The organism is Alkalimonas mucilaginosa (assembly GCF_036327005.1).
In the GTDB taxonomy this organism is placed as follows: domain Bacteria; phylum Pseudomonadota; class Gammaproteobacteria; order Enterobacterales; family Alteromonadaceae; genus Alkalimonas; species Alkalimonas mucilaginosa.
The window spans coordinates 74317-99099 of record NZ_JAUGZK010000003.1; the positions used below are offsets into that span (position 1 = coordinate 74317).

The 24783-nt window shown below is 49.0% G+C and carries 18 protein-coding genes; 10 read left to right on the plus strand and 8 right to left on the minus strand.

Features of this window, described 5'->3' with window-relative positions:
• The first annotated feature begins 32 nt into the window (after positions 1 to 32).
• Positions 33 to 1571: a sodium:solute symporter family protein gene (locus tag QWF21_RS04725; protein WP_330086897.1), complete on the plus strand. Its 1539-nt coding sequence runs from the start codon at positions 33 to 35 to the stop codon at positions 1569 to 1571.
• The gene (locus tag QWF21_RS04730) at positions 1571 to 3061 is read left to right on the plus strand and encodes a M81 family metallopeptidase (protein WP_330087192.1); all 1491 of its coding nucleotides are present in this window, start codon (positions 1571 to 1573) and stop codon (positions 3059 to 3061) included. The genes QWF21_RS04725 and QWF21_RS04730 overlap by 1 nt, the downstream gene beginning before the upstream one ends.
• A 5-nt stretch (positions 3062 to 3066) precedes the next feature.
• On the opposite strand, the gene QWF21_RS04735 is transcribed toward QWF21_RS04730, so the two are convergent.
• Positions 3067 to 6219: a family 20 glycosylhydrolase gene (locus QWF21_RS04735; RefSeq protein WP_330086898.1), complete on the minus strand. Its 3153-nt coding sequence runs from the start codon at positions 6217 to 6219 to the stop codon at positions 3067 to 3069.
• A gap of 273 nt (positions 6220 to 6492) precedes the next feature.
• Here QWF21_RS04735 and QWF21_RS04740 point away from each other — a divergent pair, with 273 nt between their 5' ends.
• Complete coding sequence (locus QWF21_RS04740) at positions 6493 to 9678, plus strand: TonB-dependent receptor (protein WP_330086899.1); 3186 nt, start codon at positions 6493 to 6495, stop codon at positions 9676 to 9678.
• 297 nt (positions 9679 to 9975) lie between these two features.
• Positions 9976 to 10893, plus strand: coding sequence for a hypothetical protein (locus QWF21_RS04745; protein WP_330086900.1), 918 nt, complete (start codon positions 9976 to 9978; stop codon positions 10891 to 10893).
• Here QWF21_RS04745 and QWF21_RS04750 read toward each other — a convergent pair whose 3' ends face one another.
• Positions 10894 to 11532, minus strand: a complete 639-nt coding sequence (locus QWF21_RS04750; RefSeq protein WP_330086901.1) for an NUDIX hydrolase — start codon at positions 11530 to 11532, stop codon at positions 10894 to 10896. It abuts the gene before it with no gap.
• A gap of 256 nt (positions 11533 to 11788) precedes the next feature.
• On the opposite strand from QWF21_RS04750, the gene prs reads away from it, so the two are divergent.
• From prs to QWF21_RS04775, 5 genes are all read left to right on the plus strand, one after another.
• Positions 11789 to 12643, plus strand: coding sequence for a ribose-phosphate diphosphokinase (gene prs / locus QWF21_RS04755; protein WP_330086902.1), 855 nt, complete (start codon positions 11789 to 11791; stop codon positions 12641 to 12643).
• The gene (locus QWF21_RS04760) at positions 12640 to 14115 is read left to right on the plus strand and encodes a nicotinate phosphoribosyltransferase (RefSeq protein WP_330086903.1); all 1476 of its coding nucleotides are present in this window, start codon (positions 12640 to 12642) and stop codon (positions 14113 to 14115) included. The genes prs and QWF21_RS04760 overlap by 4 nt, the downstream gene beginning before the upstream one ends.
• A gap of 130 nt (positions 14116 to 14245) precedes the next feature.
• Positions 14246 to 14638: a hypothetical protein gene (locus tag QWF21_RS04765; protein WP_330086904.1), complete on the plus strand. Its 393-nt coding sequence runs from the start codon at positions 14246 to 14248 to the stop codon at positions 14636 to 14638.
• A gap of 210 nt (positions 14639 to 14848) precedes the next feature.
• Complete coding sequence (locus tag QWF21_RS04770; protein ID WP_330086905.1) at positions 14849 to 15286, plus strand: DUF6795 domain-containing protein; 438 nt, start codon at positions 14849 to 14851, stop codon at positions 15284 to 15286.
• 388 nt (positions 15287 to 15674) lie between these two features.
• A complete protein-coding gene (locus tag QWF21_RS04775; RefSeq protein ID WP_330086906.1) occupies positions 15675 to 17162 on the plus strand; it encodes a phospholipase D-like domain-containing protein in 1488 nt (495 codons plus the stop codon).
• A 69-nt stretch (positions 17163 to 17231) separates the two neighbouring features.
• On the opposite strand, the gene QWF21_RS04780 is transcribed toward QWF21_RS04775, so the two are convergent.
• The 4 genes from QWF21_RS04780 to yghU form a co-directional block, all read right to left on the minus strand.
• Complete coding sequence (locus tag QWF21_RS04780) at positions 17232 to 18152, minus strand: alpha/beta fold hydrolase (protein WP_330086907.1); 921 nt, start codon at positions 18150 to 18152, stop codon at positions 17232 to 17234.
• Between the two features lie 60 nt (positions 18153 to 18212).
• Entirely contained in the window at positions 18213 to 19142 is a 930-nt protein-coding gene (locus QWF21_RS04785; protein ID WP_330086908.1) for a DUF5692 family protein, read from the minus strand.
• A 45-nt stretch (positions 19143 to 19187) separates the two neighbouring features.
• Positions 19188 to 20024: a hypothetical protein gene (locus tag QWF21_RS04790; RefSeq protein WP_330086909.1), complete on the minus strand. Its 837-nt coding sequence runs from the start codon at positions 20022 to 20024 to the stop codon at positions 19188 to 19190.
• A 203-nt stretch (positions 20025 to 20227) separates the two neighbouring features.
• Positions 20228 to 21085, minus strand: coding sequence for a glutathione-dependent disulfide-bond oxidoreductase (gene yghU / locus QWF21_RS04795; RefSeq protein WP_330086910.1), 858 nt, complete (start codon positions 21083 to 21085; stop codon positions 20228 to 20230).
• An 83-nt stretch (positions 21086 to 21168) separates the two neighbouring features.
• Between yghU and QWF21_RS04800 the strand changes: the two genes are divergently transcribed.
• The gene (locus QWF21_RS04800) at positions 21169 to 22476 is read left to right on the plus strand and encodes an ABC1 kinase family protein (RefSeq protein WP_330086911.1); all 1308 of its coding nucleotides are present in this window, start codon (positions 21169 to 21171) and stop codon (positions 22474 to 22476) included.
• Here the strand turns inward: QWF21_RS04800 and QWF21_RS04805 are convergent.
• Together QWF21_RS04805 and ppk2 are read right to left on the minus strand one after the other, a co-directional pair.
• Positions 22464 to 23180 carry an SGNH/GDSL hydrolase family protein gene (locus QWF21_RS04805; protein ID WP_330086912.1) on the minus strand — a complete coding sequence of 239 codons (717 nt, stop codon included), beginning with the start codon at positions 23178 to 23180 and terminating at the stop codon, positions 22464 to 22466. The genes QWF21_RS04800 and QWF21_RS04805 overlap by 13 nt on opposite strands.
• Before the next feature lie 333 nt (positions 23181 to 23513).
• Positions 23514 to 24611 carry a polyphosphate kinase 2 gene (ppk2, locus tag QWF21_RS04810; RefSeq protein ID WP_407935265.1) on the minus strand — a complete coding sequence of 366 codons (1098 nt, stop codon included), beginning with the start codon at positions 24609 to 24611 and terminating at the stop codon, positions 23514 to 23516.
• Positions 24612 to 24783: the final 172 nt, after the last annotated feature.

Sequence of the window (24783 nt, forward strand, 5' to 3'; positions counted from 1 at the left end):
AGCGATGTCATGGTGCAGGGCTGGAGTAGCGCATGAACATTACAACTTTTTATTTGTTGTTTGGTCTTTATATGGCGGCCCTTATTGGGCTGAGCTGCTTGCTGGCCCGGCGACAGAAAACCGGTGATGATTTTTTGCTGGCAGGTCGCAATGTTTCTACTCGGCTGAGCCTGGGCACCACAGTTGCCACCATGATTGGAACCGGTACCAGCATGGGGGCCGTTGGTTTTGCTTACACCAACAGCTGGGCGGGTATGCTGTATGGTTTAGGTGGAGCGACCGGTATTTTGCTGACTGCCTGGTTATTTGCTCCGGTACGTCGATACGGCTTTATGACCATGAGTGAAGAGTTAGCCTTCTATGTCGGCGCGCATCCGCGTATTCGTTTGTTATTTGCGGTATTAATTTTTATTGCTTCTTTAGGTTGGCTGGGCGCTCATCTTATTGGTGGGGCACTGTATTTAGCCTGGGCTACCGGGGTCGATCTTAATGTGGCCAAACTGATTATTGCTGTTGCTTTTACGCTTTACATTGTGATTGGTGGCTACAGTGCTGTGGTGTGGACGGACTCCATCATGGCCATCATCTTGTTTGCCGGTTTTGTACTGATGGCATTGTTGATCAGTGTGCAAGCCGGAGGTGTTGTCGCCTTGGCTGCCCAGGTGCCTGCCAGTCAGTCCGGTTGGCAGGCGCTGAGCCATATTGGTGTGATTCCGGCGATATCACTGGCAGCAGTGATTGCGCTGGGGGTAATGGCGACACCATCATTTCGGCAACGCATTTATTCTGCTCGCTCGGTAACTACAGTGCGTCGAGCTTTTATGCTGGCAGGTTTGTTGTATCTCTTTTTTGCAGCTTTGCCAGCCATGATCGGAATAGCCGCCAGACAAAGTGCTCCTGAGCTGGCTGATCATCAATTTGCTTTTGCGACCATGGCGGTCACAGTACTGCCGGCTATGATAGCCATGCTGGTGTTGCTGGCAGGTGTTTCTGCCACTTTGTCATCGGCCAGCTCGGATGCGATCGCAGCAGTTAGTATCTTTATTCGTGATCTATTGCAGCAGTGCTATCCAGCAGGTTTTAGTCCGACGGTATTGCTTCGGCTAAGCAGGGTGTCACTGGTCGTGGTGGCATCGCTGGCACTTACCATGGCACTGCTCTCTGATGATATCATTCGGTACATTACAGCCTTGATTGCAACGGTCATGTCAGGCCTGGCGGTGACTGCACTCTTAGGACGCTTTTGGCGAGGGTTTCGCTGGCAAGGAGCTCTGTCAGCAGTATTGGCAGGCATGAGTATTTCCCTCAGTATTTTGTTGCATGCAGACTGGTTGGCTTTTTGGGGCAACCCGGTGCTGCCGGCCTTTGCTGGGGCTGGCTGCTTCGGTGTGGTGGTTAGCTTGTGCTATCGAAAGCAACACCACTCGATGCTTGGTAGCATGCGCCGTTTGCGGCATGAACGACAACGTTTTATGCAACAAAACGGGGAAGAAGTGCTACCAGCAACAGAGCCCAGGCTGAGCAGCCCAGAATTATCCACTTCATGCCGTCGGGGAGAGCCTGGCCTATGATGCGTATTTTTACTGCTTCACTTGCAACAGAAACCAATACCTTTTCCCCGATGTTTACAGATTTAGACAGTTTCAAGAGCAGTTTTTACGCCAGGCCGGGGGAGCACCCACCAACCCCGACTCTGTGCAGCGCACCGCTGATTGCTTGTCGGGAGCAGGCGACAGCCCAGGGGTTTACGTTAATTGAAGGCAGTTGCAGCTGGGCTGAACCAGGCGGCCTGGTAAACCGGGCTTGTTACGAATACCTGCGGGACGAAATTTTGCAGCAACTGACCGCAGCCTTGCCAGTAGATGCTGTGGTCCTTGGTTTGCATGGGGCCATGGTTGCTCAGGGCTACGATGATTGCGAAGGCGACCTGCTAAGCCGGATCAGGGCTTTGGTAGGACCGGATACAGTGATAGCAGCGGAGCTGGATCCACACAGTCACCTGACCAGGAAACGGTGTGAGATGGCTGATTTACTGATTGCTTTTAAAGAGTTCCCACATCTGGATTTTATGGAGCGAGCCCGTGAACTGGTACAACTGACATTGGCTGCAGTGCGCGGCAATATTAAACCTTGCATGAGCCGCTTCGATTGTCGGATGATCGATGTATTACCCACCAGCAATGAGCCGATGAAATCCTTTCTGGCTCGTATTCGTTTGTTAGAACAACAACCTGGCGTGCTATCCATTTCTGTTATCCATGGGTTTATGGCAGGTGATGTACCGGAAATGGGCAGCCAGTTGCTGGTTATTACCGATAATGATCCTAGCCTGAGCCAGCAGTTAGCGAAGCAGCTTGGTATGGAGTTGTTCGCCATGCGGGGCAAGAGTATGCCGGAAATGTTGTCGGTGGAAGAGGGCGTCAGACGGTTGCAAACCAAAAACAACGGGCCGGTAGTATTGGCCGATGTCTGGGATAACCCTGGTGGCGGTGTTGCCGGGGATGGCACCTTAATTTTACGTGAGGTGATTCGCCAGCAACTGCAGGGAATTGCCTTTGGTACCATCTGGGACCCGATGGCGGTGCAACTGTGTTTTGCAGCAGGTGAGGGGGCAGAGATCCCGCTTCGCTTCGGCGGAAAGAGTTGTGCCACTGCCGGGGAGCCGGTGGATAAGATAGTTGCAATTAAAGCACTGCGGGCATCGGCCTGGCAGCAATTTGGCGGCAGTGAAGTACCAATGGGGGCTTGTGCCTGGATCCAGTTTGATGGCATTGATGTGATTTTGAATTCAAACCGTTGTCAGTCTTTTGACCCCAGTTTATTTCGGGCGCTGGGGATAGTGCCAGAGCAGTGCCGCGGCCTGGTGGTCAAATCAACCAATCACTTTTATCAGGGATTTGCTGCCATTGCCTCCGAAGTGTTGTACCTGGATGCAAAAGCGCCTTATCCCAGTGATCCCCGGCGCAATCAGTACCGGAAACTGACACGCGCCATCTGGCCAATCGTTGAGCAGCCACATCTGCAGCACCATGAAAGCAAAAGGGGCATCAGCCCCTGCTAGCGAGTTTATTCAACTAACGGCAATGCCAGTCGCTCAATACAACCGCAATCTTGCATGGTGACGTAGAGTTGGCCTGATTGGATTGCCAGATTGGTTGGCCGGCGATGCAGCAGTGGCAGTTCTGCCAGTAAGTGCCCATGGTGATTGAGCAAAACAACACTGCCATTCCCGTAACGCGTTACGGCCAGAATGCCTGGTTGGACCATTCGCATGCCATCCAGCCCGGCAGTTGAAAAAGCTGCTATCAGAGTTTTGTCGGTCAGTTGCTGTTGCTCAATACGGTAACGCCAAATACGTCGTTGCACACTTTCATTGACAAATAAATAGTGCTGATCGCTGGATACCTCAATGCCATTGGTGGTGCCCATCCCTGTTTCAAGTAAACGGCTGTCTCCATCGGCTGTAATCAACCATAATTGCCCACTCGCTGTAGCCCAGTCCGGATCGCTGGCGAACAGCGTATCTGGTGCTAACAGCGCCAGATCATTGGGCTGATGCATCGCCGGTTGATGCACCACCGTACTCAGCTGCTGACTCGCTGTATGATATTGCCAGACGCGGTTGCCGGTATAATCGGCAATAAACATCCGGCTGCCATCTGCACTAAAACGGATACCATTGCCAGTACTACCCGTTGGTAAAGTGACCAACAGTTCAGCCTGACCTTGCTGATTCACCCGACCTATGGTGCCTTCCTGTTGATAATTGACCAGGTACAGCTGTTGATCCGGCCCGAAAGCCGGCCCTTCAATACCTGCAGTGAAAGTGCCGGCAGCTACCCACACCGAGCTGGTGGTTTGGGTAAGTAAAGGCCGGATAAGGCGATGGGCAGCAATCACCAATTCCGCTTCTATCCCTCGACTGTCCTGCCAGAGCGACTGTGCTGCGGTTAACTGCTGCGCAGTCACTTCGGGCTGTTGCAACAACGTCAGTCCCAAGCTGGCCAGCTTGCTTAGTTGCAAAATAACCGGTTTCAGCTCTTTGGCTGGGGGCGTATCCGTTAAGTAAGGCAACAATGTCTCGGGTAGTTGTTGCCAGAGAGCAAACTGCTGCAGCAATGGTTCCAAGCTCATGGCTTTATCTTGTTGCCAGGCGCTGAGTAACAGCTCGAGTTGCCGGAACTGATAATTCTCTGCCGGCAGAAAATCAACCAGTCGATCCAGCCGGGCCTGATTGTGGTACTGCTGCCGAACGGAGCGCTCGTGCAAACGATGGTAATAATGCGCCGGTTCAAGCCCCAGAATGAATTGTTGCATCGCTGCTCTGCCATCGGCATGCACCAGGCCAGCCAAACCGGCATCTTGCTGTTGCAGATGCTGTAAGCCTACAGACTGTGCCAGCCAGGGTTCCAATTGCTCCAGACGCTGATAAAGGAAGTTTTCATCGGTCAGCTCGGCGGCCGACCACAGTCGCTCTGCTACCACCAATGCCTGAGGCCAGAGACGGCGATCAATCACTTCAGCATTGACCAGCTCCCCCCAGAGGGTAATTTCACCTCCCCGTACTCTGCTGGCCTCTTGTTCTGTTAAAGCTGGTCGCTCTATCCCAGTCGGGAAGGGCTGTTCTGTCTCGTACCAGGCAATTTGCTGGCCATGTACGGCATAGGGGGCATTGCCAACGACCAGATCGCCGCTAAGATCCCCTGTCAGCATCCATTCTGCGGTGACCGGTCCCATCCATGTGTCTAACTGAAAGCGCAGCCGACTTGCTTCCAGCTCCAACTGCTGTAATGTCTGGCGACTGCGGCCGTTAAAATCGATGAATCCTTCAATGCTATGATCTTGCATAAAAACCAGATAAAGGGTCCCTGTAACCGCAGCGCCTCGTAATCTGGGGATCGTAAAACTCCAGCCTGACCAGGCCTGGTAGTTGCTTGGCATTTGTGGGCTGGGCTCAGGCAGTGGATCGTTACGGTAATGAAAGCTGGCAAATTGAGGTTGATCCAGATAAAAGCCGGTAGATAAAATCACATCATGCCCAGCCTGAGCGGCGTCAACCACAGAGTCGAGACCACGCCAGGAGTGAACTAAACTTGAGGATGGCAGCTCTGGTGTTAATATTTCATCCCAGCCAATCATGCGACGTTGCAGTGGTGTCAGGATCTGCAGTAACTGCTGATTAAACCAGGTTTGTAATGCCAGATGATCCGCCATGCCGTGTTGTTGCTTGAATGCTGCTATGGCAGGGTTTTGTTGCCAATGATCCGGCAGTACTTCATCACCACCAATATGCAGGTAGGGATCCGGGAATAAGGTTGTGACCTCTTCCAGTAATTGCTGTAGAAAAACAAACACCTGCTCATTGGTTGGATCCAATACCGCCGGGTGAACCCCCCAATGTACTTCAGGCTCTGACGGGCCCGGCATGGACATAAACTCTGGATAAGCCGCACCCAATGCTGTGGTGTGGCCTGGCACATCTATTTCCGGTACTACCCGTATACCCCGCATAGCGGCATAGTCCACAATGTGGCGTATTTCATCCTGGCTGTAATAACCATCTGTTCCTCCAATTTGCTGCAATTTTGGAAAACGCTTTGACTCCAGCCGCCAGCCCTGATCATCGGTTAAATGCCAATGAAAGACATTGAGTTTGGCTGCAGCCATCGCATCCAACTGGCGCTCTATGGTAGACACAGGCAGAAAGTGACGGGCAGGATCCAGCAGCAAGCCACGCCAGGCAAAACGGGGCGCATCGGTGATTCGTATAGCAGGTATTTTTTTATTGGCAGTCACCAGCTGAGCCACGGTTTCCAGGCCGTGTAATATGCCCAGATGGGTAGGCGCACTTAGCCGGATCCCAGCCTGATCAATATGCAGCTGGTAGGATTCATCGCTGTCGGGTAAAGGATAGAAAAAAGCCTGCTCAGTTTCGATACGAAGATGCAGTAGCACTGCCGCATTCGGGTTAAAACTTATCTCTGGGTGATGCTGTTGCCATCGACGGTGTAAACGTTGCAACGCTGGTTCAAGCACCCTCTGGTGCTGCTCTGGGTAGTGCCAACTGAACTCTGCAGGTAGATGCAAGGGCGCTGTATCAAGCCATTCCACCTGCTGAGGCCAGGGCATCAGAGCGACCTCTGTAGCTTGCACGCTATGGATTGAATATGCGAATAACAGTGCCAGCAAAGCACGGTGAATACAATACTTAGAGTCCATAATGATCTCATAACTGCTACTTTAATTGTTACTTGGTAACATCAAAAGGTCACAAGCACAAGTCATCAAACGTCTTTTTTAGACAAATAAATGGCTAAAACTCAAAATCACTGTTTACTTTTTGCGCTTCATGGTACAAAGTAACAATGGGCTTGGGGTCGAAGCTAAGAGCAAGCCAGACTGATCAACGCAATCAGTACATGCTGTCGGAATTCCACTGTATGCAGGTGCCCGATGGATACCATGACACTATAAAGAGAAGAGAGTAACGCCATGCTAGGAAAAAAATTTAATGGTAACAAGTTAACCTTAGCCGTTGCTGCCGCGATTATCGGCGCCACCCCGGCTTTTGTTATGGCTGAAAATGACAGCGGTGTCATTGCGGACGAGGTAACGGATTCAGTAGAGGTCATCGAAGTGCGGGGGATCCGTGGCAGCTTAATGAGTGCACAGAATCTGAAACGTTATGCCGATACGGTGAAAGATCTTGTCACAGCATCCGATATTGGTGCTTTGCCAGACAGATCTGTTACTGAAGCTCTGCAGCGTGTACCGGGTGTCACTATCGAGCGCTTTGCATCATCCGACGATCCTAAGCATTATGCTGACGAAGGTACCGGAGTGTTGGTTCGTGGACTGGACAGGGTACGTTCCGAAGTAAATGGACGTGGAGCTTTCAGCGCAAACCCCTGGGGAGGTCTGAGTTACGAAGATTTCCCGGCAGAGCTGTTGGGGGCGGTTGAAGTCGTCAAAAACCAAACGTCAGATCTGATCTCCGGCGGTATTGCCGGTACTGTAAACCTGATTACCCGCAAGCCGCTGGACTCTGATGAGCGTTTAATTTCCTTTAACGCCAAAGCAAATTACGGTGATTTCCGTAAAGAAGTAACCCCTTCTTTCTCGGCTTTGTTTTCGGATAATTGGGATACCAGTTCAGGCCGATTTGGCTTTTTAATTGCCGCGTCACACTCTGAGTTTAAAACCCGTGGTGATGGCATTGGCTTGGGCAACTTTCACTCCCGAGGTGATTCATTTGTTCCAACACTGGACGAGTGGGGCGGCATCACCGGGGTTGATCCCGACTCGCCGGTCGATGGTCCGGCTCTGCCCGGGCAACCTGCTGGCAGTGTATGGCATGTGCCGGTCGCAATCCATATGAGTACGGCCGAAAATGACCGCAAGCGAACCGGTCTGACCAGTTCGTTGCAGTGGGCAAATACAGACAACACCCTGGTAGCTACTTTGGAACATATTCATTCAAAGGCATCCCTGGAGTGGAATGAACGCCAAATTGGCCAGGCAGCTCAAGGCTTCAGAAGCTTTATGGGCTCATCGCAAAATTGGCGGGATGATGCAGATACTGGCCGTCCTTTAACAACCAACAATGGTTTTGTCACTTCAGGGGTTGTGCTTGGAGTCAGTCCGGAAACACCATTTTTCTACCGCAGTCGCTGGAATTACAATGAAAATACGGTAAAAGATACATCTTTCAATCTGCGTTACCGGCCGACAGATCGTTTATCACTTGTCTTTGACTACCAGCACATTGACTCTGAAAAAGTGGTGCATAATTACAGCATGTCCGGTCAAACCCGCGGCAACCACGTGCATGTGGTTTCCCCTTATTTTTTGGATATGCGTGGTTCACGCCCAACAGTTGAGTTTTTAAGTGACAACATCCTGACCCCGGGCTGGTCTCCTAATGAAGACTGGAACGGTCCTGTACCGAACTTGTTCTTAGGCAGCGGCATGGAGCAAGAGGAGCACAATACAGCCAAAGCCAATAGCTTTAAATTTGATGCCACCTATGAACTTGATGGTACCTTTACCAGCATTAAAACCGGCTTTTACTTTACCGATAAAGACTTAACCGTTCGTGATACCGCTTATGAGGGTTGGTCAGCTATTGGTACTCCCTGGGATATGAATGATCGTAATGCTGCAGCAGCTGTGAACCGTCCTGAGCTGTTTGAGCGGGTTGATTTTGCTGATTTTTACCATGGCAACGTACTCATTGGTAACGTCAACAACTTCTTATTCCCCAGAATGGACTTAGTCAGAAACTACGCCGACTCCTTGCGTCAGGGCTGTAGAGATGGCTGGCACAATGCAACCAGCAGCGCTGCCAATGACGGGATCTGTACCGGCGTTTATGTGCCCTATACCGATAAACCGAATCGCGTAGAAGGGCCTTTTGCAGCGCACAACATCAGCTCATCCAATGAAAAACGTACAGAGCTGTACTTGCGGGGTGACTTTGACTTTATTGATTTACCCATACCGGTGAAAGGCAATATTGGCTTGCGCTATGTTAATTACAAGCTGGAGTCGACCGGCGCTTTTGTACAACCACTGGCCAGTAAGCGTGGCGATCCTGGGACCTCACTCAATGAGGTGATGCAACAGCCTGAATATCGACGCTATTACGATCTGGCCTCCGGTGAGTCGCAATTAAGCACCGTGAAAGGGACTGATTACAGTACGCTTCTGCCGAGCCTGAATTTAAACTTTGGTGTAACCGATGACGTGGTAGTACGCTTTGCTGCCTCGAAAGGATTGTATTACCCAAGCTTGGTGGATGCCCGCAATATCAGTTTGCTCGATCTGGATTACAATCGCCGTTTGCAGAACCCTGCGGCTGATTATGATGAAGAAACCAACCCGGTGGTTGGACTGGATGATATAGCGGTCACAGCACTGGCTGGCAATCCTTACCTGAAGCCGGAAAGCTCAATTAATTTGGATGTAACGACAGAGTGGTATTTTGCTCCGGCAGGATTTTTGGCTGTTGGCGTATTCCACAAACGGCTGGATAAAATTATCCGCAACAGATCCTTTGAGTTGCCAATCGATTACAACGGCGAACGATACAATGTATCGGCCTATGGCCCGGCAAACACTGGTTCCGGCACATTACGCGGTATTGAGTTTTCATACTCTCAATTCTACGACATGTTACCAGGCGCCTGGAGTGGGTTAGGGTTGCAGTTTAACTTTACCTACATTGACCAAAGTGGTCTGGAAGATCCGAACGAAATTTCAGAAGGCACATTAGGCTTTAATGAGGCGGGCGAGCGTATCGCAGACAATCGCAATACCTTCCGTGTTTTCAGTGGCTTGCCACTGCAGGGTTATTCCGATAAAAATATGAATATCGTTGGTATGTACGAATACAATGATATCTCATTCCGTCTCGCTTATACCTGGCGCTCTGAGTACCTGCTGACATTACGGGAATCAGAAGAATACGCGCCAGCTTTCGCCAAAGCTTCAGGCATGATGGATGCCAGTCTGTACTATTCCATTAATGATAACTGGAAAGTTGGTATAGAAGGCAGTAACTTGCTTAAAGCTGAGACCAAAACACAGTATCAGATGAATCAACAAGGTGATAGAACCGATGCGCTGAGTTTTACCACGGATCGTCGATACGCACTGAGCGTTCGTGCTGTGTTCTGATAGCACAAGTAAATAACCGCGTGGCAGTGTTGCGCGGTTTTAAGCTGCTTCTCTATGGATTATCTTGATTATTGTCTGATACCACAGCGTTATACCAGATAAAGCTGTGGTATCAGATGCCCGCATTAAATGTCAAACAGTTGTTACTAGCATAACAACTGTTATACTAACCCTCTGTTATAAACCCTGCTGATGAACACTACCGATTACAGCTGCACAGTCCAAACACGGCTGGCTTTCTCCGCTGGTTGCAGGTCCTATCTTCTTCGCACGGCGATACAGAGGTGTTTCAAAAATATGGAAGCAATGCAGGCACTTAAATTAAAACTGATTAAACTTTTTTTGCCGTATCTTGGCTTTAGTATTGCTTTGTTAGCAGCCTACAACCTTGGCCGCTGGGTATTAGATATACAACTGGGGCTTGTTTCACTTAAAACGGAAATCCTGGATTTCTGGCTACCCTGGCTGCTGCCATGGTTATGTATACCGTTATGGCTTAAGCGCCGGATTAGGCTATTGCAGGGGGCGGGCTGGCAACAGGATGGCTATTTTGCACATTATTTTGTTATCAATATTTCTGTTGCAGTCGTTATTTTTATCAGTCAAATCAACATGACCAGTGCACCGTTTTCTTTGATCTCTCTGCAGCACGTCAGTGATGTCATGCAACACCCCAGGCAGCAATACTTTGATATAGAAATATTTAACGTCCCCCGCAGCCGCTGTCGCAATATACAATTTACTGACTCCATCAGTAGCAGAGGTGGCACTAGCTACAACTTTAAAAATTACTATACTTGCCCGCTTGATCAATCTGGTACCCTTTGGTACGCCGTGTTATTTTCGAAACGCTATAATCCTGATGTAGATGACTTGCCACGCCAACAGGAACAACAGCGTTTCAATACAACGACAGAACAAAAATTTGCGCAATTGGACTTACAGCAAGTCAGCTACTTTGAGCGCCTGCGCCCATCTAATGACTTAACAGCTTTACTCAAAGTTATCCCAATACCTTCTGCAACAGCTGACCCTATGGTATTGCGAGCTCGGCATGAACCCTTTAGCCAACGACTGGGGCATGATTATAGCGATACTTTGTATGCCTTTATAATCGCTGCTGTTGTGGTATTCCTAATGCTGCTGGTTGCCAAGGTAAAACCAGAAGCACTGCAGGCTGAAAACAAACGAAAACCTCGGCAGGTAACGAAATAATCAGTCACCCAGGTTGCGATTGAAGTGGGTAATGTCAACACCTGGCTTGAGCTGGTAAAGCTGAGCTTGCCTGCCCCCCGATGAAACTTTTTGCTCGGTTAAATGAAACATATTACTGGCTTCAATGCGTCGCATTAGGCTTTTGCGCTGAATTTCCTTGCCGATAATCGCCTCGATCACCGCTTTAAGCTGGCCAACAGTAAAAGCCGGTGGCAAGCAATACACTGGCAACATGCTGTACAAGGCTTTTTGTTTCAGTCTGTGATGAGCACGCTGAATGATCTCTTGGTGATCAAATGCCAACTGCAAGCTAGCTATATCTTGTACTGGCCACCAGCTCGCCTGTGAGACCGTTGCTATATTGCTACTGACCGCTGAATAGGGCACTAAAGCAAAAAAAGCAAGACTAACACTGTAGCCGCGGGGATCCCGCCCCTTACCAGAAAAAACCTCCAGTTGCTCCAGGTAACCGGGTTGTAAGCCAGTTTTTTGCTGCAATTTACGCATAGCAGCAGCTTCCACACTGCTATCCTGCTCAATGTCAATAAAGCCACCAGGTAAGCTCCAGCAACCATCGAAAGGTGGTGCTGCACGCCGGATTAAAAGCAGATGTAATACATTGTTTTTTATAGAAAACATGACGTTATCTATCGTAAATAACGGCTGAGAAAAATCTAGACTGGCCATAGAACACCTCATTAATGTCACTAAGACACTATATGCCATTTCACGGCTATTTTCAAAGTTGTTAGATACTTTTTGTCTAGAAAAGCTCTGGTAATGTCAGAAAAGAAGGCATACCATATGTGTCATTAAGACATTAACATTCATTTGAATTAAGTATTACGTCGATAGCTTGTTCGATGGTATTATTTGACCTTTTTTAGGAGCCGGTATGGAAAACTGCATTCAGAAGGACTTTTATCAACTGCCTGCACTGGCAGGGGGCAACTTTACACAATTCAGCTTTGGTGCCGGTGAAAGCCATGTACGGCTTACCAGCATACCGGCTCGACGGGTCCAGTTGCTGTTTCGTTATCAGGGGGATGAATCTCTGATGCAGTTGTTGCTGCTGACCGATGCGCTTAAAAGAGCCGGTACCGAGCAGATCGATTTGTGGATACCGTACTTTCCCGGAGCGCGACAGGATAGGCTATGCAACCCTGGTGAGCCTTTGTCGGTTAAAGTATACGCTGATCTGATCAATGCCCAACATTATGCCAGTGTCACTGTATTTGACCCGCATAGTGATGTTTGTCCGGCACTGCTGCATCGGGTAAAGGTTGTAAAAAACCATGCGTTTGTCGCTGAAGTGTTGGCCAGCTTGCCCGGGAAAATTACCCTGATTTCTCCGGATGCCGGAGCCAACAAAAAAGTATTTGAGTTATCTGCTTATCTGGGTGCTTTGCCGGTGGTGCGGGCCGATAAAATCCGCGATGTACGGGATGGTAAGATCATTGCTACCGAGGTGTTTTCCGACAATTTGCAAGGTGCACACTGTGTCATCGTTGATGATATCTGTGCCGGCGGCCGGACTTTTATTGAATTAGCGAAAAAGTTGAAAGAGAAAGGGGCAGAAAAGATTTTCTTAATCGTTTCGCACTATGAAGGCAGTGCAAACGAGGCGTTGTTGCAACAAAGCGGAATAGACCAGGTGTTTTGCACGGATAGCCTACAGCCGGACGCTTCAGGTTTGATTCACGTAACTGATGTAACGAATTATCTGGCTTTACAAGGAGATACAAAATGAAGTTAAACCCTGTCATCGCAATTGATGGGTATAAAGTCGATCACCGTCGGCAATACCCGGATGATACGCAAATTATCTTTAGCAATCTGACAGCCCGGGCTACGCGCCGTGCCTACACCGATAAAATGGTATTTTTTGGGTTGCAGTACTTTATCAAAGACTTTTTGATCGACAGCTGGAACCGCGATTTTTTCCAACGCCCGAAGGCTGAAGTGGTATCGGCATTTGAGCGGCGGATTAATAACTATCTGGGGCCAAATAATGTTGGTACAGATCACATTGCTGCATTGCATGACTTGGGGTATTTGCCAGTAAAAATCATGGCATTGCCTGAAGGCTCGGTGTATCCACTGAAAGTTCCTTGTCTGGTAATTTATAACACAGATGAGCGCTTTTTCTGGCTGACCAATTACCTGGAAACCATTTTATCGGCCAACGTCTGGGGTATGTGTACCAGTGCAACTACAGCGCACCAGTACAAAAAGATCCTGACGCACTATGCCGCAGAAACAGACGGCAGTACTGAGTTTGTTAACTGGCAGGGCCATGATTTTAGTTTCCGAGGGATGTTTGGTGTGCAAGCTGCCACCATGAGTGGTGCCGCTCATTTGTTAAGCTTTACCGGCACGGACACTATTCCAGCGATCGACTTTCTTGAGCAGTACTATTATGCAAACAGCGATCATGAATTGGTTGGTGGTAGTGTTGCGGCCACAGAACATTCCGTGATGTGTGCCGGTGGCATGGAGAATGAGCTGGACACCTTCAGGCGTCTGATAGAAGACATCTATCCGCAAGGGATCGTCAGCATCGTATCCGACTCCTGGGACTTTTGGCAGGTGATGACGGATTTCACCGTGCAGTTAAAAGATAAAATCCTGGCGCGTGATGGCAAGGTGGTTTTCCGTCCAGATACAGGTTGTCCGGTTAAAGTGATCTGTGGTGACCCGGATGCAGAGCCAGGCAGTCCGGAATTTAAAGGCGCCATCGAGTGTTTGTGGCAGGTGTTTGGTGGTAGCACAACCGCAAAAGGCTATAAGATTTTGGACCCACATGTTGGGCTTATCTATGGGGACTCCATCACTATTGAGCGTGCTGAAGCTATCTGTGCTGGTCTTAAGGCCAAAGGATTTGCTTCGACCAATGTGGTATTTGGTATCGGTAGTTATACCTATCAATATGTCACTCGTGATACCGATGGTTTTGCCGTAAAGGCTACTTTTGCCAAAGTAGCGGGGCTTGATCGGGAAATCTTCAAAGCTCCCAAAACCGATGATGGTACCAAGCGCTCCGCTAAAGGATTAGTCGCTGTATTTAAAGATAGTAACGGCGACTATTATCTGAAAGATCAGGCCAGCTGGCATGATGTCAATCACTGTGAGCTACAAGCTGTCTTTGAAAACGGCGAACTGCTGATCAATCAGAGCTTAGCTGAGATCCGTCAGCGTCTGGCAGACTCCATTGCCAGTTAACCAAATCACCCGAAGATACTGCCAGTCGGGCAGCATCTTCGGCAGTTAACACCGGTGCGAACACCTTGCACTGTTGCTTTGGTGCAGGGGGTTTTGCATGGCATTACTCGTTTAATTTTAGGGATAAAACATGAAATATTTGCTGTCTGCCGCTTTATTGCTTGCTCCTTTTATCGTCAATGCCGACGAAGAAGAATGCAAGGTGATGGATATCGCCAGCCTGACCTATGTTGAAAACATTCAGGTAGTAGCTGATGCGGATGTCGGGGCCATCTACCAGGCGAAAGCGGAGCATCTGATGGCTTTTGCCAAGGAGCATAAAGTGGAAGGCTTTCGTATTATAAGCCAGGATGCAACGGTTAGCTCCAGCTGCTGTGGCAATATGGGTTTGCAACTGAACGTGAATTTTCAGATCACATACAGCCCCAGTTACCAGGCATTCACTGCCTTACAGAAGCATAGTGGCTCAGGCATGGTATCAACCTACCGTACTGGCATGGAGTCGTGCAAAGCCAGTAACTAAAATCTCATGCAATCAGCCTGGTTGTTACTGCCTGGCTGATTGCCACTACATAGCCTTGTGATAATTAACCGAAGTGGGGCTTGTTTATGTTTAGCAAGATCCTTATCGTAACAATAAAGGTATCAGGTAGTTTATTGTAGAGGTTTCAGTATCAAAGTGCTTAAACTATCACTGGGGTTGCTGCTTTTTTCAACGCAGGTGAATGCAAGTATGTTTGGATGGCTTAAGCGGTACGATGTACATTTGTGCCCGGAGGTTCGTGGTATCATCAGCAACAATGGGGAGCCTCTGGCAGGTCTGCGAGTGTACCGTGAGCTTGATTACGACAGAGCGTACAGTGATTCTGCGATAACTGATGCTCAGGGGCGCTTTTTCTTTGCAGAGAAAAATATTCGTTCGCGCTTGCCCGGTAATATGCTGGATCAGAGTACAGTCCGTCAGGTGCTGTCTGTGGATTACCAACAAAAAACCTACGTATTATGGTACAGCTCTACCCCGAGCCTACAGCCTCATTCCGCATTTCAGCAGGCTTTATCTGATTTACAGTGTGAACTGAGCTCTCCAGAGCAACACATGGTGTTCGCCAATGAGGAGTATCCGGATCACCCGCTAGGGGTGGTTGGCATTTGCAAACCAGCATCCCCATAAGCAAGATGCCGCCTGTCGCTGAGCCCATTGCAGAAACGATGATTGGCGTGTATTGCAGCCTGGAGACTACTGTTGCTTTAAAAGCTAAATCAGATACAATCCGAATTAATTGTAATAACAAGGATTTAGGTATGAATGAACTGTTCTGGTTGCTGCCTGCGGTGGTCCTCACCATAGGGCTGGTTATTCTGGTTCGCCGTTACCAGAAGTAGGCCAGCCTTCTTAGCTATGCAGGGAGCTTGTTTATGATTCAGCTTATCTTCATATCGGTAGCAGAACTGCTCTATCATGCCACAGGCAAGTTTACCCCAGAACTGTTGTACATTGTTCTGGCCAACTTTATAGAGTCATGAGGAGCTTTCCATGGTTGTTGGCAGGTGCTGCTGTCATGTTGCTTAGTGGTTGTGCCTTGCCATCAAAACGCGGGATGGAACAAAGTACCCACTTATCATTGGAGCAGGCAGTGGAAACCCGGCTGGGTACTGCCATTCATGATGAGCAACAGCAGCATCCGGGCAACAGTGCCGTTTATCCGTTAATTCAGGCCCAGGATGCCTTCGCCGCCCGGGTAATGTTGATTCGTTCAGCCGATAAAAGCTTGGATTTACAGTACTATATTTGGCAAAACGATATTTCCGGCCAGCTTTTGTTTGAAGAATTGCATCACGCGGCTGAGCGGGGCGTCCGGGTTCGTTTGCTGCTTGATGATCTTGGTGCCAGTGGTTTGGATCAATCACTATGGCATTTGACGCAACATCCGATGGTAGAGGTTCGCCTGTTCAATCCATTTGTCCAGCGGCAGTTCAAGTGGCTTGGCTTTATCTACGATTTTCCGCGTTTGCACCGTCGAATGCACAACAAGGCCTTGATTGCAGACAATCAATTTACTATCGTCGGCGGCCGTAATATTGGCGATGCTTATTTTGGTGCTACCGATGATGTAGTGTTCTCCGATCTGGATGTGCTGGTTGCAGGTGAAGTTGTACAGGATGTGAGCCAAGATTTTGATCTGTACTGGAATAGCCAGGCCTCGTACCCTGCGGAACGATTGATTAAAGAACCCTCCAAAGCACCTGCGCCGGCCAGTACGACCCAGAGTGCAAGAGCCAGTAGCTACAGGCAGGCGGTACAACAAAGCGACTTTATGCAGCAATTGGTCAACCACGAACTGGAGCTGCAGTGGGTGCCTGTGCGAATGGTGAGTGACAGTCCTGATAAGGTACTGAACAGAGGCGGCAAAGAGAAAAACCTGATGCCGCAATTAAGAGCAATTATAGGCCAACCAAATCAACAAATTTTGCTGGTAACGCCATACTTTGTGCCAACCAAAGCAGGTGTACAAGCATTCACAGAGCTGGCAAAAAGCGGTATTGATATTCAAATTCTCACCAACTCACTGGCCGCTACTGATGTTGCAATCGTTCACAGTGGCTATGCCAAGTACCGTAAAGCTCTGCTCAAAGCTGGTATTCGCTTGTTTGAGCTTAAGCGAACTTCTGGCAGTGATGAGCAAAAGCGTTTAACCAAAGCATTATCATCTTCATCGGCATCCAGCCTGCACGCGAAAACATTCGCCATTGATGGCGAAACTGTGTTCGTTGGTTCTTTTAATTTTGATCCCCGCTCAGCGCATTTAAATACTGAACTTGGGTTTGTCGTTCAAAGTACCGAGCTTGCAGAGCAAATGCAGCAAGTGTTCCGGGATCTCTTGCTCTTTAGCGCATACGAAGTAAAGCTGGGGCAGGGCAATCGTCTCTATTGGCAAGAGACAACCAGCAGCGGCACCATGCTGCATAGCACTGAACCCGAAAGCAGCGCTTTGCGTCGGCTGGGGGTACGTTTGCTCGGTATGTTGCCGATAGAGTGGTTGCTGTAACAGCAATAAAGCAAAGCCCACCAGTGGTGGGCTAGTTGGTGGAAACGCTTAAGCTTGTGGTTAGAGTCATTATTGTTGCTGTATTAGCAGCCAATCTGCCAGTTTTTGGTTCACTAAATCCGGTGAGGATTGCATAAACCAGTGACCTCCCGGAACAACTTCAATTTGTCCCTTGCCAAGTTCTTGTACTTGTTGCGCCCAGCTTTCAGCATGGAACCAAACCTCCTTGTCTTTACCATACATAAACAAAAAAGGAGTGCCATAGTCTTCTACCGCTATTGCTTCTGTGCTGTTTTTCGATAACACCGATCGCCATAAATGCCAGTATGGATAGGTAAGGCGCGCATCAGGTCTAAGGTCATCAATGGATTTATCAGGATCAACACGTTCAATTTGCAGAATTTTGTCTGCGGTATAATAGGCTAGTCTGGACCCTAAAGAGTCTGGTAAAGTCCAGGCAATGGCCAGTGCAAGCGTGTATTTCACATTGATGGCCGGTCTTTCTTCATCACCAAAGCTGCCTATATCGAAGAGAACCAGTCTGTTTACTAAATCATGTTCTTTCAGGTAATGAGATGCATAGACAGCGCCCCAGTCATGCGCCATTACTGTCACCGGTCCCCGCCCTAACTCTTTAATAAAGGTATCAATAATTATCCGCATCTGCTGTATGGTGTAATGGGAGCGCTTGCCATTGTCTTCTAATTCGAAGCCGGGCAGTGTAAATCGGACCACGGTATAGTTTTGTTTAAAATACGCGGCCTGCTTATCCCACAGCTCAAGGCTATCGGGGTAGCCATGAATAAAAACAATGGTTTCTTTGCCTTCTCCTTCTATTTTCACCTCCAGGCTGTTCACTATAGCCGGAAGCATGTTTTGAAAGACATCATCCGATACAGGGCCTTTCAACGTAAAGGCATAGATAAGGTAAAACACAGGGGAGAGAAGTAGCAGCGCAATGACTACTCCTATCATCAGAATCTTTTTCATGCGAATCCTTTTTATAAAAGGCCCACCAGGCACTTATGGTTGGTGGGCAACTGTGGCGGCTTATCGGCGATAGGCATTGACGAGCTGATAATCGGCTTGGTCAGGAAAGATTTCATCCTTCAATGGATTAGCACGATTTTTTATGATGCGTCTTACTTGCCATACCGCTAAAACAATATTCAAAGCCAGCGATAGAATAGCCAGGCTCCAGTTGGCAGCAGGATTGTAGCTTGGTGCGACATTGAAGGTACTGCCAATGGCAAAGAAATACGGGAACGTCATCACCCACATCATCCAAAAACTTAGTGTTGCCGCCCGGTTTTGCATCCAGGTACCTTTAGCCCATAGTAAGGCAGGAATAGTCGCTGCTATGTTAAGCGCTACGCCAGAATAAAAAGCATTGCCTGGGGCACAAGAATAGACATAAGCGATATTCCAGACGCCATAAGCGATAACCCATAACCGGGTTTGATCTGGCCACAGCATATCGTAGCGCATACCACCGGCTCGTTTACCTCGGTAGGCAAAGATGCCAAACCAACCACATATCAGCAAAATATTCAAAATACCGGCCACGCCATTCACATAGTTCCAGCCACCAGAAATATACTGCATGCCATCAACAATGCCGCTAAAGCCAGCGATACCGACCTGAAACTCACGTAGGACCGCCTCCGCGATATTGATAGCAAGAATGGCAGGCACCAGAGTGAGGTACCAAGGGTGTTTTTTGTGGTAATCAGTAAATCGAATAACCAGGTAAATGATACTGCCGGCCAGCGCTGAATATACTTTTACCCAGGTAAACCATGATGTGACATCACTATCCATATAAAGCCAGACAGGTGTCAGCAGTATCGGTAATCCAATAAATAAACCAAGGCTGGCCCATTTGCTGGCGCGAATTAATTCATTCAAGCCCATTAAAGTACATAGAACGACAAGCCACATCACCCAGTTGTACCAGGGAATAGATTCAAAGAAAAACATACCGGACCTCATTTGCTACTTAGATGCATCGGGAAAATGCTGAATTCAGAAGGCGTAGTTGTATTCCAGCCATACTCGGTCTGAGCCACCACTTTTTGAATAAGAGTGAAAGCTTAAACGCAGGTTTTGTTTGCTGGTAATCTGATAGCCGAGGGTAATTTCAATTTGCTGTGGGCTTAGCTCAAGGCCGCCATCTCTGATGCTGTCACTCCAGTCTTTCCCCATCAGCTCATCGGTGTATGTCCAGGCTCCGAGTAACCACCAGGCATCATTAAATTTGTAGCGTGCGTAGATTTTGGCAGAGAAGATGGTTGAGGCCCAATCCATACCACTGCTTCTTGTTGCTACCGCATGTTCACCAACCAATTGGCCCGTATTATCCTCCATGACAACTCCGCCTAGGAGTATCACGGGCCAGATATACGCATTGTCGCTAACAGGAATAGTTGCCAAAGCCCCCGCCTGCACTACAACTGTCGTGCCATAAAATGGGTGATCTTTCACAATGGCGTCAATCATTTTTCCTATGCCATTGGTTGTGTTTACAGAGCCGTAGCGAAATCGAAAGTTGGTGTTGGTTGTTTCATCTTTAAACTGAGGGGATAGGCCGTCCGAGGAAATACCAGAGAATTTTGGCTTACCTCCGTCTTTATCGGTAATGTCGTTTACTTCAAAGATAAAACCGGAGTTACGTTCATCTCCTGGTTTAGAAGTCATGAACATTGTTTTTAAACTAAAACCGTCATTACCGTAACCTAGGCCAAAAGCCGTATAAGCTTCTGTTGGGCTGGACATATCAATAGTGGCAGTTTCATTTGCTGAAACATATGCAGTACTTGATAACGTTGCCATGGTGAGACAAAGCATCTGTTTTACAATCATATTTTTACTCCTTGAGCCTGAGCCTACAATTGGCTCTAGGAGGTAGATCCTACACGCATTAGAGTAATTGCTCTAGCTAAGTAGAGCAATTACTCTAAATAAAGTTTGACATAGATCAGCTTTTCTTCAAAGAAAGGCAATTAGCAGCGTGGAATTGAAAAATTAGGGTGTAAGCCGGCGTTAATGCCGGCTGTAAGCTTGTATCAGAAGCCGAGCGATTTAAAGTCATCGGCGCTATGGCGCTCGGGCAGGGTGCTACCATCCTCGGAGTTGCGGTTTACCAAGCGTCCACGTTGAATAGCAGGACGTTCATTGAGTTGTTTAGCCCAGCGCTGGAGGTGAGTATAGCTTTGCACATCCAAAAACTCAGCGGCATTGTTTTCAACCGAGCTATAGAGTTGTCCCAGCGCTAAAGCGCCATACCAGGGCCAAATCGCCATATCGGCGATGCTGTATTCTGTACCGGCGATATAGGGCCGGCTTGCCAGCAATTGATCCAGCACATCCAGTTGACGCTTGGTTTCCATGGCGTAACGGTTAATGGGGTACTCGAACTTTTCCGGTGCATACACATAAAAATGACCAAAGCCGCCACCAACAAAAGGAGCACTGCCCATTTGCCAGAACAGCCAGCTTAGGATCTCGGTACGCTGCTTTGGGCTTTGGCCCAGAAAGCATTGAAACTTTTCAGCCAGATAGAGCAAGATAGCACCAGATTCAAAAACCCGCTGTGGTTGTGCGGGCTCACTGCGATCCAGTAACGCTGGGATCTTGCTATTCGGGTTCAGTTCGACAAAACCACTGCCAAACTGATCGCCCTGACCAATATCCACCAACCAGGCATCATACTCAGCCTCTGAAAAACCTAAGGCCAATAACTCCTCCAGCAAAATGGTAACCTTAATGCCATTGGGTGTGCCGAGTGAATACAATTGCAGTGGATGCGCTCCGATTGGCAAGGATTTTTGATGCGTGGCGCCGGCAACCGGGCGATTAATGGAGGCAAACTTTCCGCCATTTGTACTGGGTTGCCAGACTTTCGGGGGGTGATACTCGTTCATGAGGTACTCCATTTTGAATTGAGCCAGACACCGGTTAAGGTCGTACTTAACAAGTGATGTTCTGATACTAAAACAGGAGAGCTATGTCTTCCAGTAGTAAAGTACCAGCCGGTCGGCTGGCACGGTTAGGCGGTTTTGCCAGTTTGGCCGGAAAGTTGGCCGGTGGTATGTTGGCCGAGGGAGCTAAACGCCTTGCGAAAGGTGAGCCTGGTAGCCGGATGGAACTGCTGCTAACCCCAGCCAATATGAAACGCGTAACCAATCAACTGGCACATATGCGTGGCGCCGCCATGAAGCTGGGACAGCTCTTGTCAATGGATGCAGGCGACTTATTGCCCAGTGAGTTAGCGGATATGCTGGCCCGTTTGCGTGATAATGCCAATCCGATGCCACCTAAACAGTTAGCTGCAGTGCTAAGCTCAGAGCTTGGTGAAGACTGGCAGCGTCATTTCGCTGATTTTACCTTCAAACCCATGGCCGCAGCATCAATAGGCCAGGTGCATCGAGCTGAGCATGACAATGGCATGCAACTAGCGGTTAAGGTGCAGTACCCGGGCGTTCGACAAAGTATCAGCAGCGATGTAGATAATGTGGCGACCTTGCTGCGTATCAGCGGTTTACTACCTCAGGGGGTGGATTACCAAACTTTGTTGGAGGAGGCCAAAGCACAGCTGAGCCGTGAAGCCGACTATCTGCAGGAAGCGGCCTTTATACAACGATTTAAAGATGCGCTGAACAACTCTCCCGAGTTTTTATTACCTGAGCCTATAACGGAGTTATGTCGCCCCGGCGTATTGGTTATGCGTTACGTGGCAGGCATGCCGGTAGAAAGCCTGCAAGCTCAGCCGCAGGCAGTGCGTGACAGGGTAGTGACACAACTTTTTTGCTTGCTTTTTCGAGAGCTGTTTGAGTTTCAGTTGGTGCAAACAGACCCTAACTTTGCCAATTACCGCTACAACGCAGACACAGAGCAACTGGTACTGCTTGATTTTGGTGCTTGTCGTGAGTACAGCCAGGAGTTCAGTCAGGCGTATCGGCAATTATTCGCAGCCAGCCTGCAGCATGATCAGCCAGGCATGGATAAGGCACTGACCACCATCGGCTTTTTTAGTGAGCAGATTGCTGCTGAGCAACGATTGCGGGTATTGGCTCTGGTAAAGCTGGCTTGCGAGCCGCTGCAGCAGGATGCCCCGTTTGATTTTGGCCAGAGCGATCTGGCAGCACGAATACGCGAAGCGGGTACTGCACTGAGTTTGCAGCACAATTACTGGCATACACCACCAGCGGATGCGATCTTCTTGCACCGAAAAATAGGGGGGTTGTATTTGCTGGCAGCCCGCTTGCAAGCCAAAGTCAATGTACGAGCGCTGTTGCAGCCTTACTTGCGGTGATGAGGCCGCTGTATTTCTGCTGCCAACAGGCTGGCCCATTGTTTGGCGCCTGCAATGGATGGATGAAAGCCATCTTGTGCCAGCATCTTGGGTGTCAGCTCTATGGTGGAGCTGAGCACCCTGGCATTGGGCCATGTTGCCAGCGTATTGACCAACTGCTGATTGAGCTGACTGGCCTTCAGGCCAAGCCAGTGGTTCAGTGGTGCGGGCAGGGCACTAAAGTGCTGCATGGGTGGGATGGCACTGAATATGATCTGAGGTGTTGAAAATCGTTGATTAATCAGCTGCACTAAAGCATTGATCTGCGCTCTGAATTGGCGGGCAGAACTAAGCCCGGTCACATCATTTACTCCGATGGACACAACCACCCAGCTCAGTGGTTTTGCTTCCAGCTCCAGCAGGTGCTGCCTGAGCTGTGCACTGTTGATGCCCGTTTGCGCATGCAGTTGCCAGTGCACTTCGGCTTGTTGTGCCAGCAGCCCAACTAACTGGCCAGACAGAGCTTGTTGCTGATGTTGGCAACCGACACCTGCCGCTGCAGAGTCGCCGCAAATCAGCAACTGCTGTTTTGGCCCGTGCCCCTGGATACCTGAACGCTCACCGCTTGCCTCCGGTAAACGCAGTGCCAGCTTTCGTACCCGTTTGCCTTGCCAAAGCAGTAACGGCCAGCAACACAGGGCCAATAACCAAAAACGCCAATGCATGAATTTGTCCAATTGCTTGTTATTACAGCATCTTAGCAAAGAGCCAGCTTGCTTTAGAAGCTCAATTCGATACAATCAGACCGTAAATTAAAATTTTCCACAAGGATTTAGGTATGAAAGAGCTGTTTTGGTTGTTGCCTGCAGTTATCCTTACCGTCGGGCTGGTCATTCTGGTACGCCGTTATCAGAAGTAAACGCAAGCCCGGTGATTGCATAACCCGGAGCTTGTGATGTTCTGTATTGCCATCCAGTTTATTGTCAATGGCATTACCGATCCGGAGCTGCTGCAATTATTCCGAGCTGGCTTGGCTGTGGATGCTGCCGCATAGTTTTTCAGGGAAGCACCCGGTGCGTGGTAGCTCGGCTAACAATGAGTGCGTCCATCTGGCCAAGCCGTTTCAGGTCTTTGTTAGGATAATCAAACTGGCTAAGCACATAGCGCATCGCATTCAACCGGGCTCTTTTTTTGCAGTCGGATTTCACCACAATCCAGGGTGCTTCGGCCGTGTCGGTATGCAAGAACATCGCTTCTTTTGCTTTGGTGTAGTCATCCCATTTATCAAGGGATGCCCGGTCAATGGGGCTTAGCTTCCATTGTTTCAATGGGTGCGATTCGCGCTCAATAAAGCGACGTTTTTGCTCATCGCGGGTTACCGAAAACCAGAACTTAATGAGATGGATACCAGAGCGCACCAGGTTTTGCTCAAAACCGGGTGCCTGACGGATAAATTCGCGGTAATCCTGATCACTGCAAAAGTTCATCACCCGCTCAACACCGGCCCGGTTGTACCAGGAGCGGTCAAACAACACAATCTCACCAGCCGTTGGCAGATGCTGCACATAACGCTGAAAATACCACTGGCCTTGTTCTGCCCGGGTGGGTTTTTCCAGGGCAATCACCCGGGCACCCCGTGGGTTTAAGTGCTCCATAAAACGTTTGATGGTGCCGCCTTTACCCGCTGCATCACGGCCCTCGAACAAAATCACCACTCTGGCGCCTGTTTCCTTCACCCAGTGTTGCAGTTTCAGCAGTTCCACTTGCAGGTTGTATTTTTGCTTTTCGTAGCTTTTGCGGCGCAGGCGGTTTTTATAAGGGTAGGGGCTTTCCTGCCAATCGGGTAACAGTTCATCATCCGAGCCACTATCAAGGTTAGCGGTTTTTTCAAACTCTTCACGCAGCAGTACTTTCCGCAATAAGGCCACATCATCCGGCGATGCTCCTTGCACGATGGATTGCAGCTGCGTGCTTAGCTCGTCTACCGATTGATCATTTATCGTCGCGTTACTGCGCTCAGAGATGTCCCGCAATACCACCTCCAAAGAGGCCTGGGCACCGCTCATTTTCTGTTTACTGGTTTCTTCTGCGATCGCTGCCGGCGCAAGATCGGGCAGGGTGTCGCCTGTAATTACCTGCTGACGTTTGGGTTTCATTGATGGTTTGTAAGGTACATTCGCCACAACTCGCTCCTTTTATGTCCAAGTAAAAGTATAGTGTACAGGACCAGAACTGTTATTGATCAAGAACAGAGTTTGGCATTGGATTATCAGGATATCAAAGGCTTAGGTTAAGTGATACTATCCAATGTCAGTGATAGTTCTGTAC

What these genes read in the sequence shown, in the direction of transcription:
- QWF21_RS04770 (WP_330086905.1), top strand. Translation starts at nt 14,849, where the DNA reads ATGTTTGGATGGCTTAAGCGGTACGATGTACATTTGTGCCCGGAGGTT.
- QWF21_RS04805 (WP_330086912.1), bottom strand. Translation starts at nt 23,180, where the DNA reads ATGCATTGGCGTTTTTGGTTATTGGCCCTGTGTTGCTGGCCGTTACTG.
- QWF21_RS04775 (WP_330086906.1), top strand. Translation starts at nt 15,675, where the DNA reads ATGTTGCTTAGTGGTTGTGCCTTGCCATCAAAACGCGGGATGGAACAA.
- QWF21_RS04750 (WP_330086901.1), bottom strand. Translation starts at nt 11,532, where the DNA reads ATGTTTTCTATAAAAAACAATGTATTACATCTGCTTTTAATCCGGCGT.
- QWF21_RS04780 (WP_330086907.1), bottom strand. Translation starts at nt 18,152, where the DNA reads ATGAAAAAGATTCTGATGATAGGAGTAGTCATTGCGCTGCTACTTCTC.
- QWF21_RS04790 (WP_330086909.1), bottom strand. Translation starts at nt 20,024, where the DNA reads ATGATTGTAAAACAGATGCTTTGTCTCACCATGGCAACGTTATCAAGT.
- prs (WP_330086902.1), top strand. Translation starts at nt 11,789, where the DNA reads ATGGAAAACTGCATTCAGAAGGACTTTTATCAACTGCCTGCACTGGCA.
- QWF21_RS04730 (WP_330087192.1), top strand. Translation starts at nt 1,571, where the DNA reads ATGCGTATTTTTACTGCTTCACTTGCAACAGAAACCAATACCTTTTCC.
- QWF21_RS04740 (WP_330086899.1), top strand. Translation starts at nt 6,493, where the DNA reads ATGCTAGGAAAAAAATTTAATGGTAACAAGTTAACCTTAGCCGTTGCT.
- QWF21_RS04800 (WP_330086911.1), top strand. Translation starts at nt 21,169, where the DNA reads ATGTCTTCCAGTAGTAAAGTACCAGCCGGTCGGCTGGCACGGTTAGGC.
- yghU (WP_330086910.1), bottom strand. Translation starts at nt 21,085, where the DNA reads ATGAACGAGTATCACCCCCCGAAAGTCTGGCAACCCAGTACAAATGGC.
- QWF21_RS04760 (WP_330086903.1), top strand. Translation starts at nt 12,640, where the DNA reads ATGAAGTTAAACCCTGTCATCGCAATTGATGGGTATAAAGTCGATCAC.
- QWF21_RS04735 (WP_330086898.1), bottom strand. Translation starts at nt 6,219, where the DNA reads ATGGACTCTAAGTATTGTATTCACCGTGCTTTGCTGGCACTGTTATTC.
- QWF21_RS04765 (WP_330086904.1), top strand. Translation starts at nt 14,246, where the DNA reads ATGAAATATTTGCTGTCTGCCGCTTTATTGCTTGCTCCTTTTATCGTC.
- QWF21_RS04745 (WP_330086900.1), top strand. Translation starts at nt 9,976, where the DNA reads ATGGAAGCAATGCAGGCACTTAAATTAAAACTGATTAAACTTTTTTTG.
- QWF21_RS04785 (WP_330086908.1), bottom strand. Translation starts at nt 19,142, where the DNA reads ATGTTTTTCTTTGAATCTATTCCCTGGTACAACTGGGTGATGTGGCTT.
- ppk2 (WP_407935265.1), bottom strand. Translation starts at nt 24,611, where the DNA reads ATGAAACCCAAACGTCAGCAGGTAATTACAGGCGACACCCTGCCCGAT.
- QWF21_RS04725 (WP_330086897.1), top strand. Translation starts at nt 33, where the DNA reads ATGAACATTACAACTTTTTATTTGTTGTTTGGTCTTTATATGGCGGCC.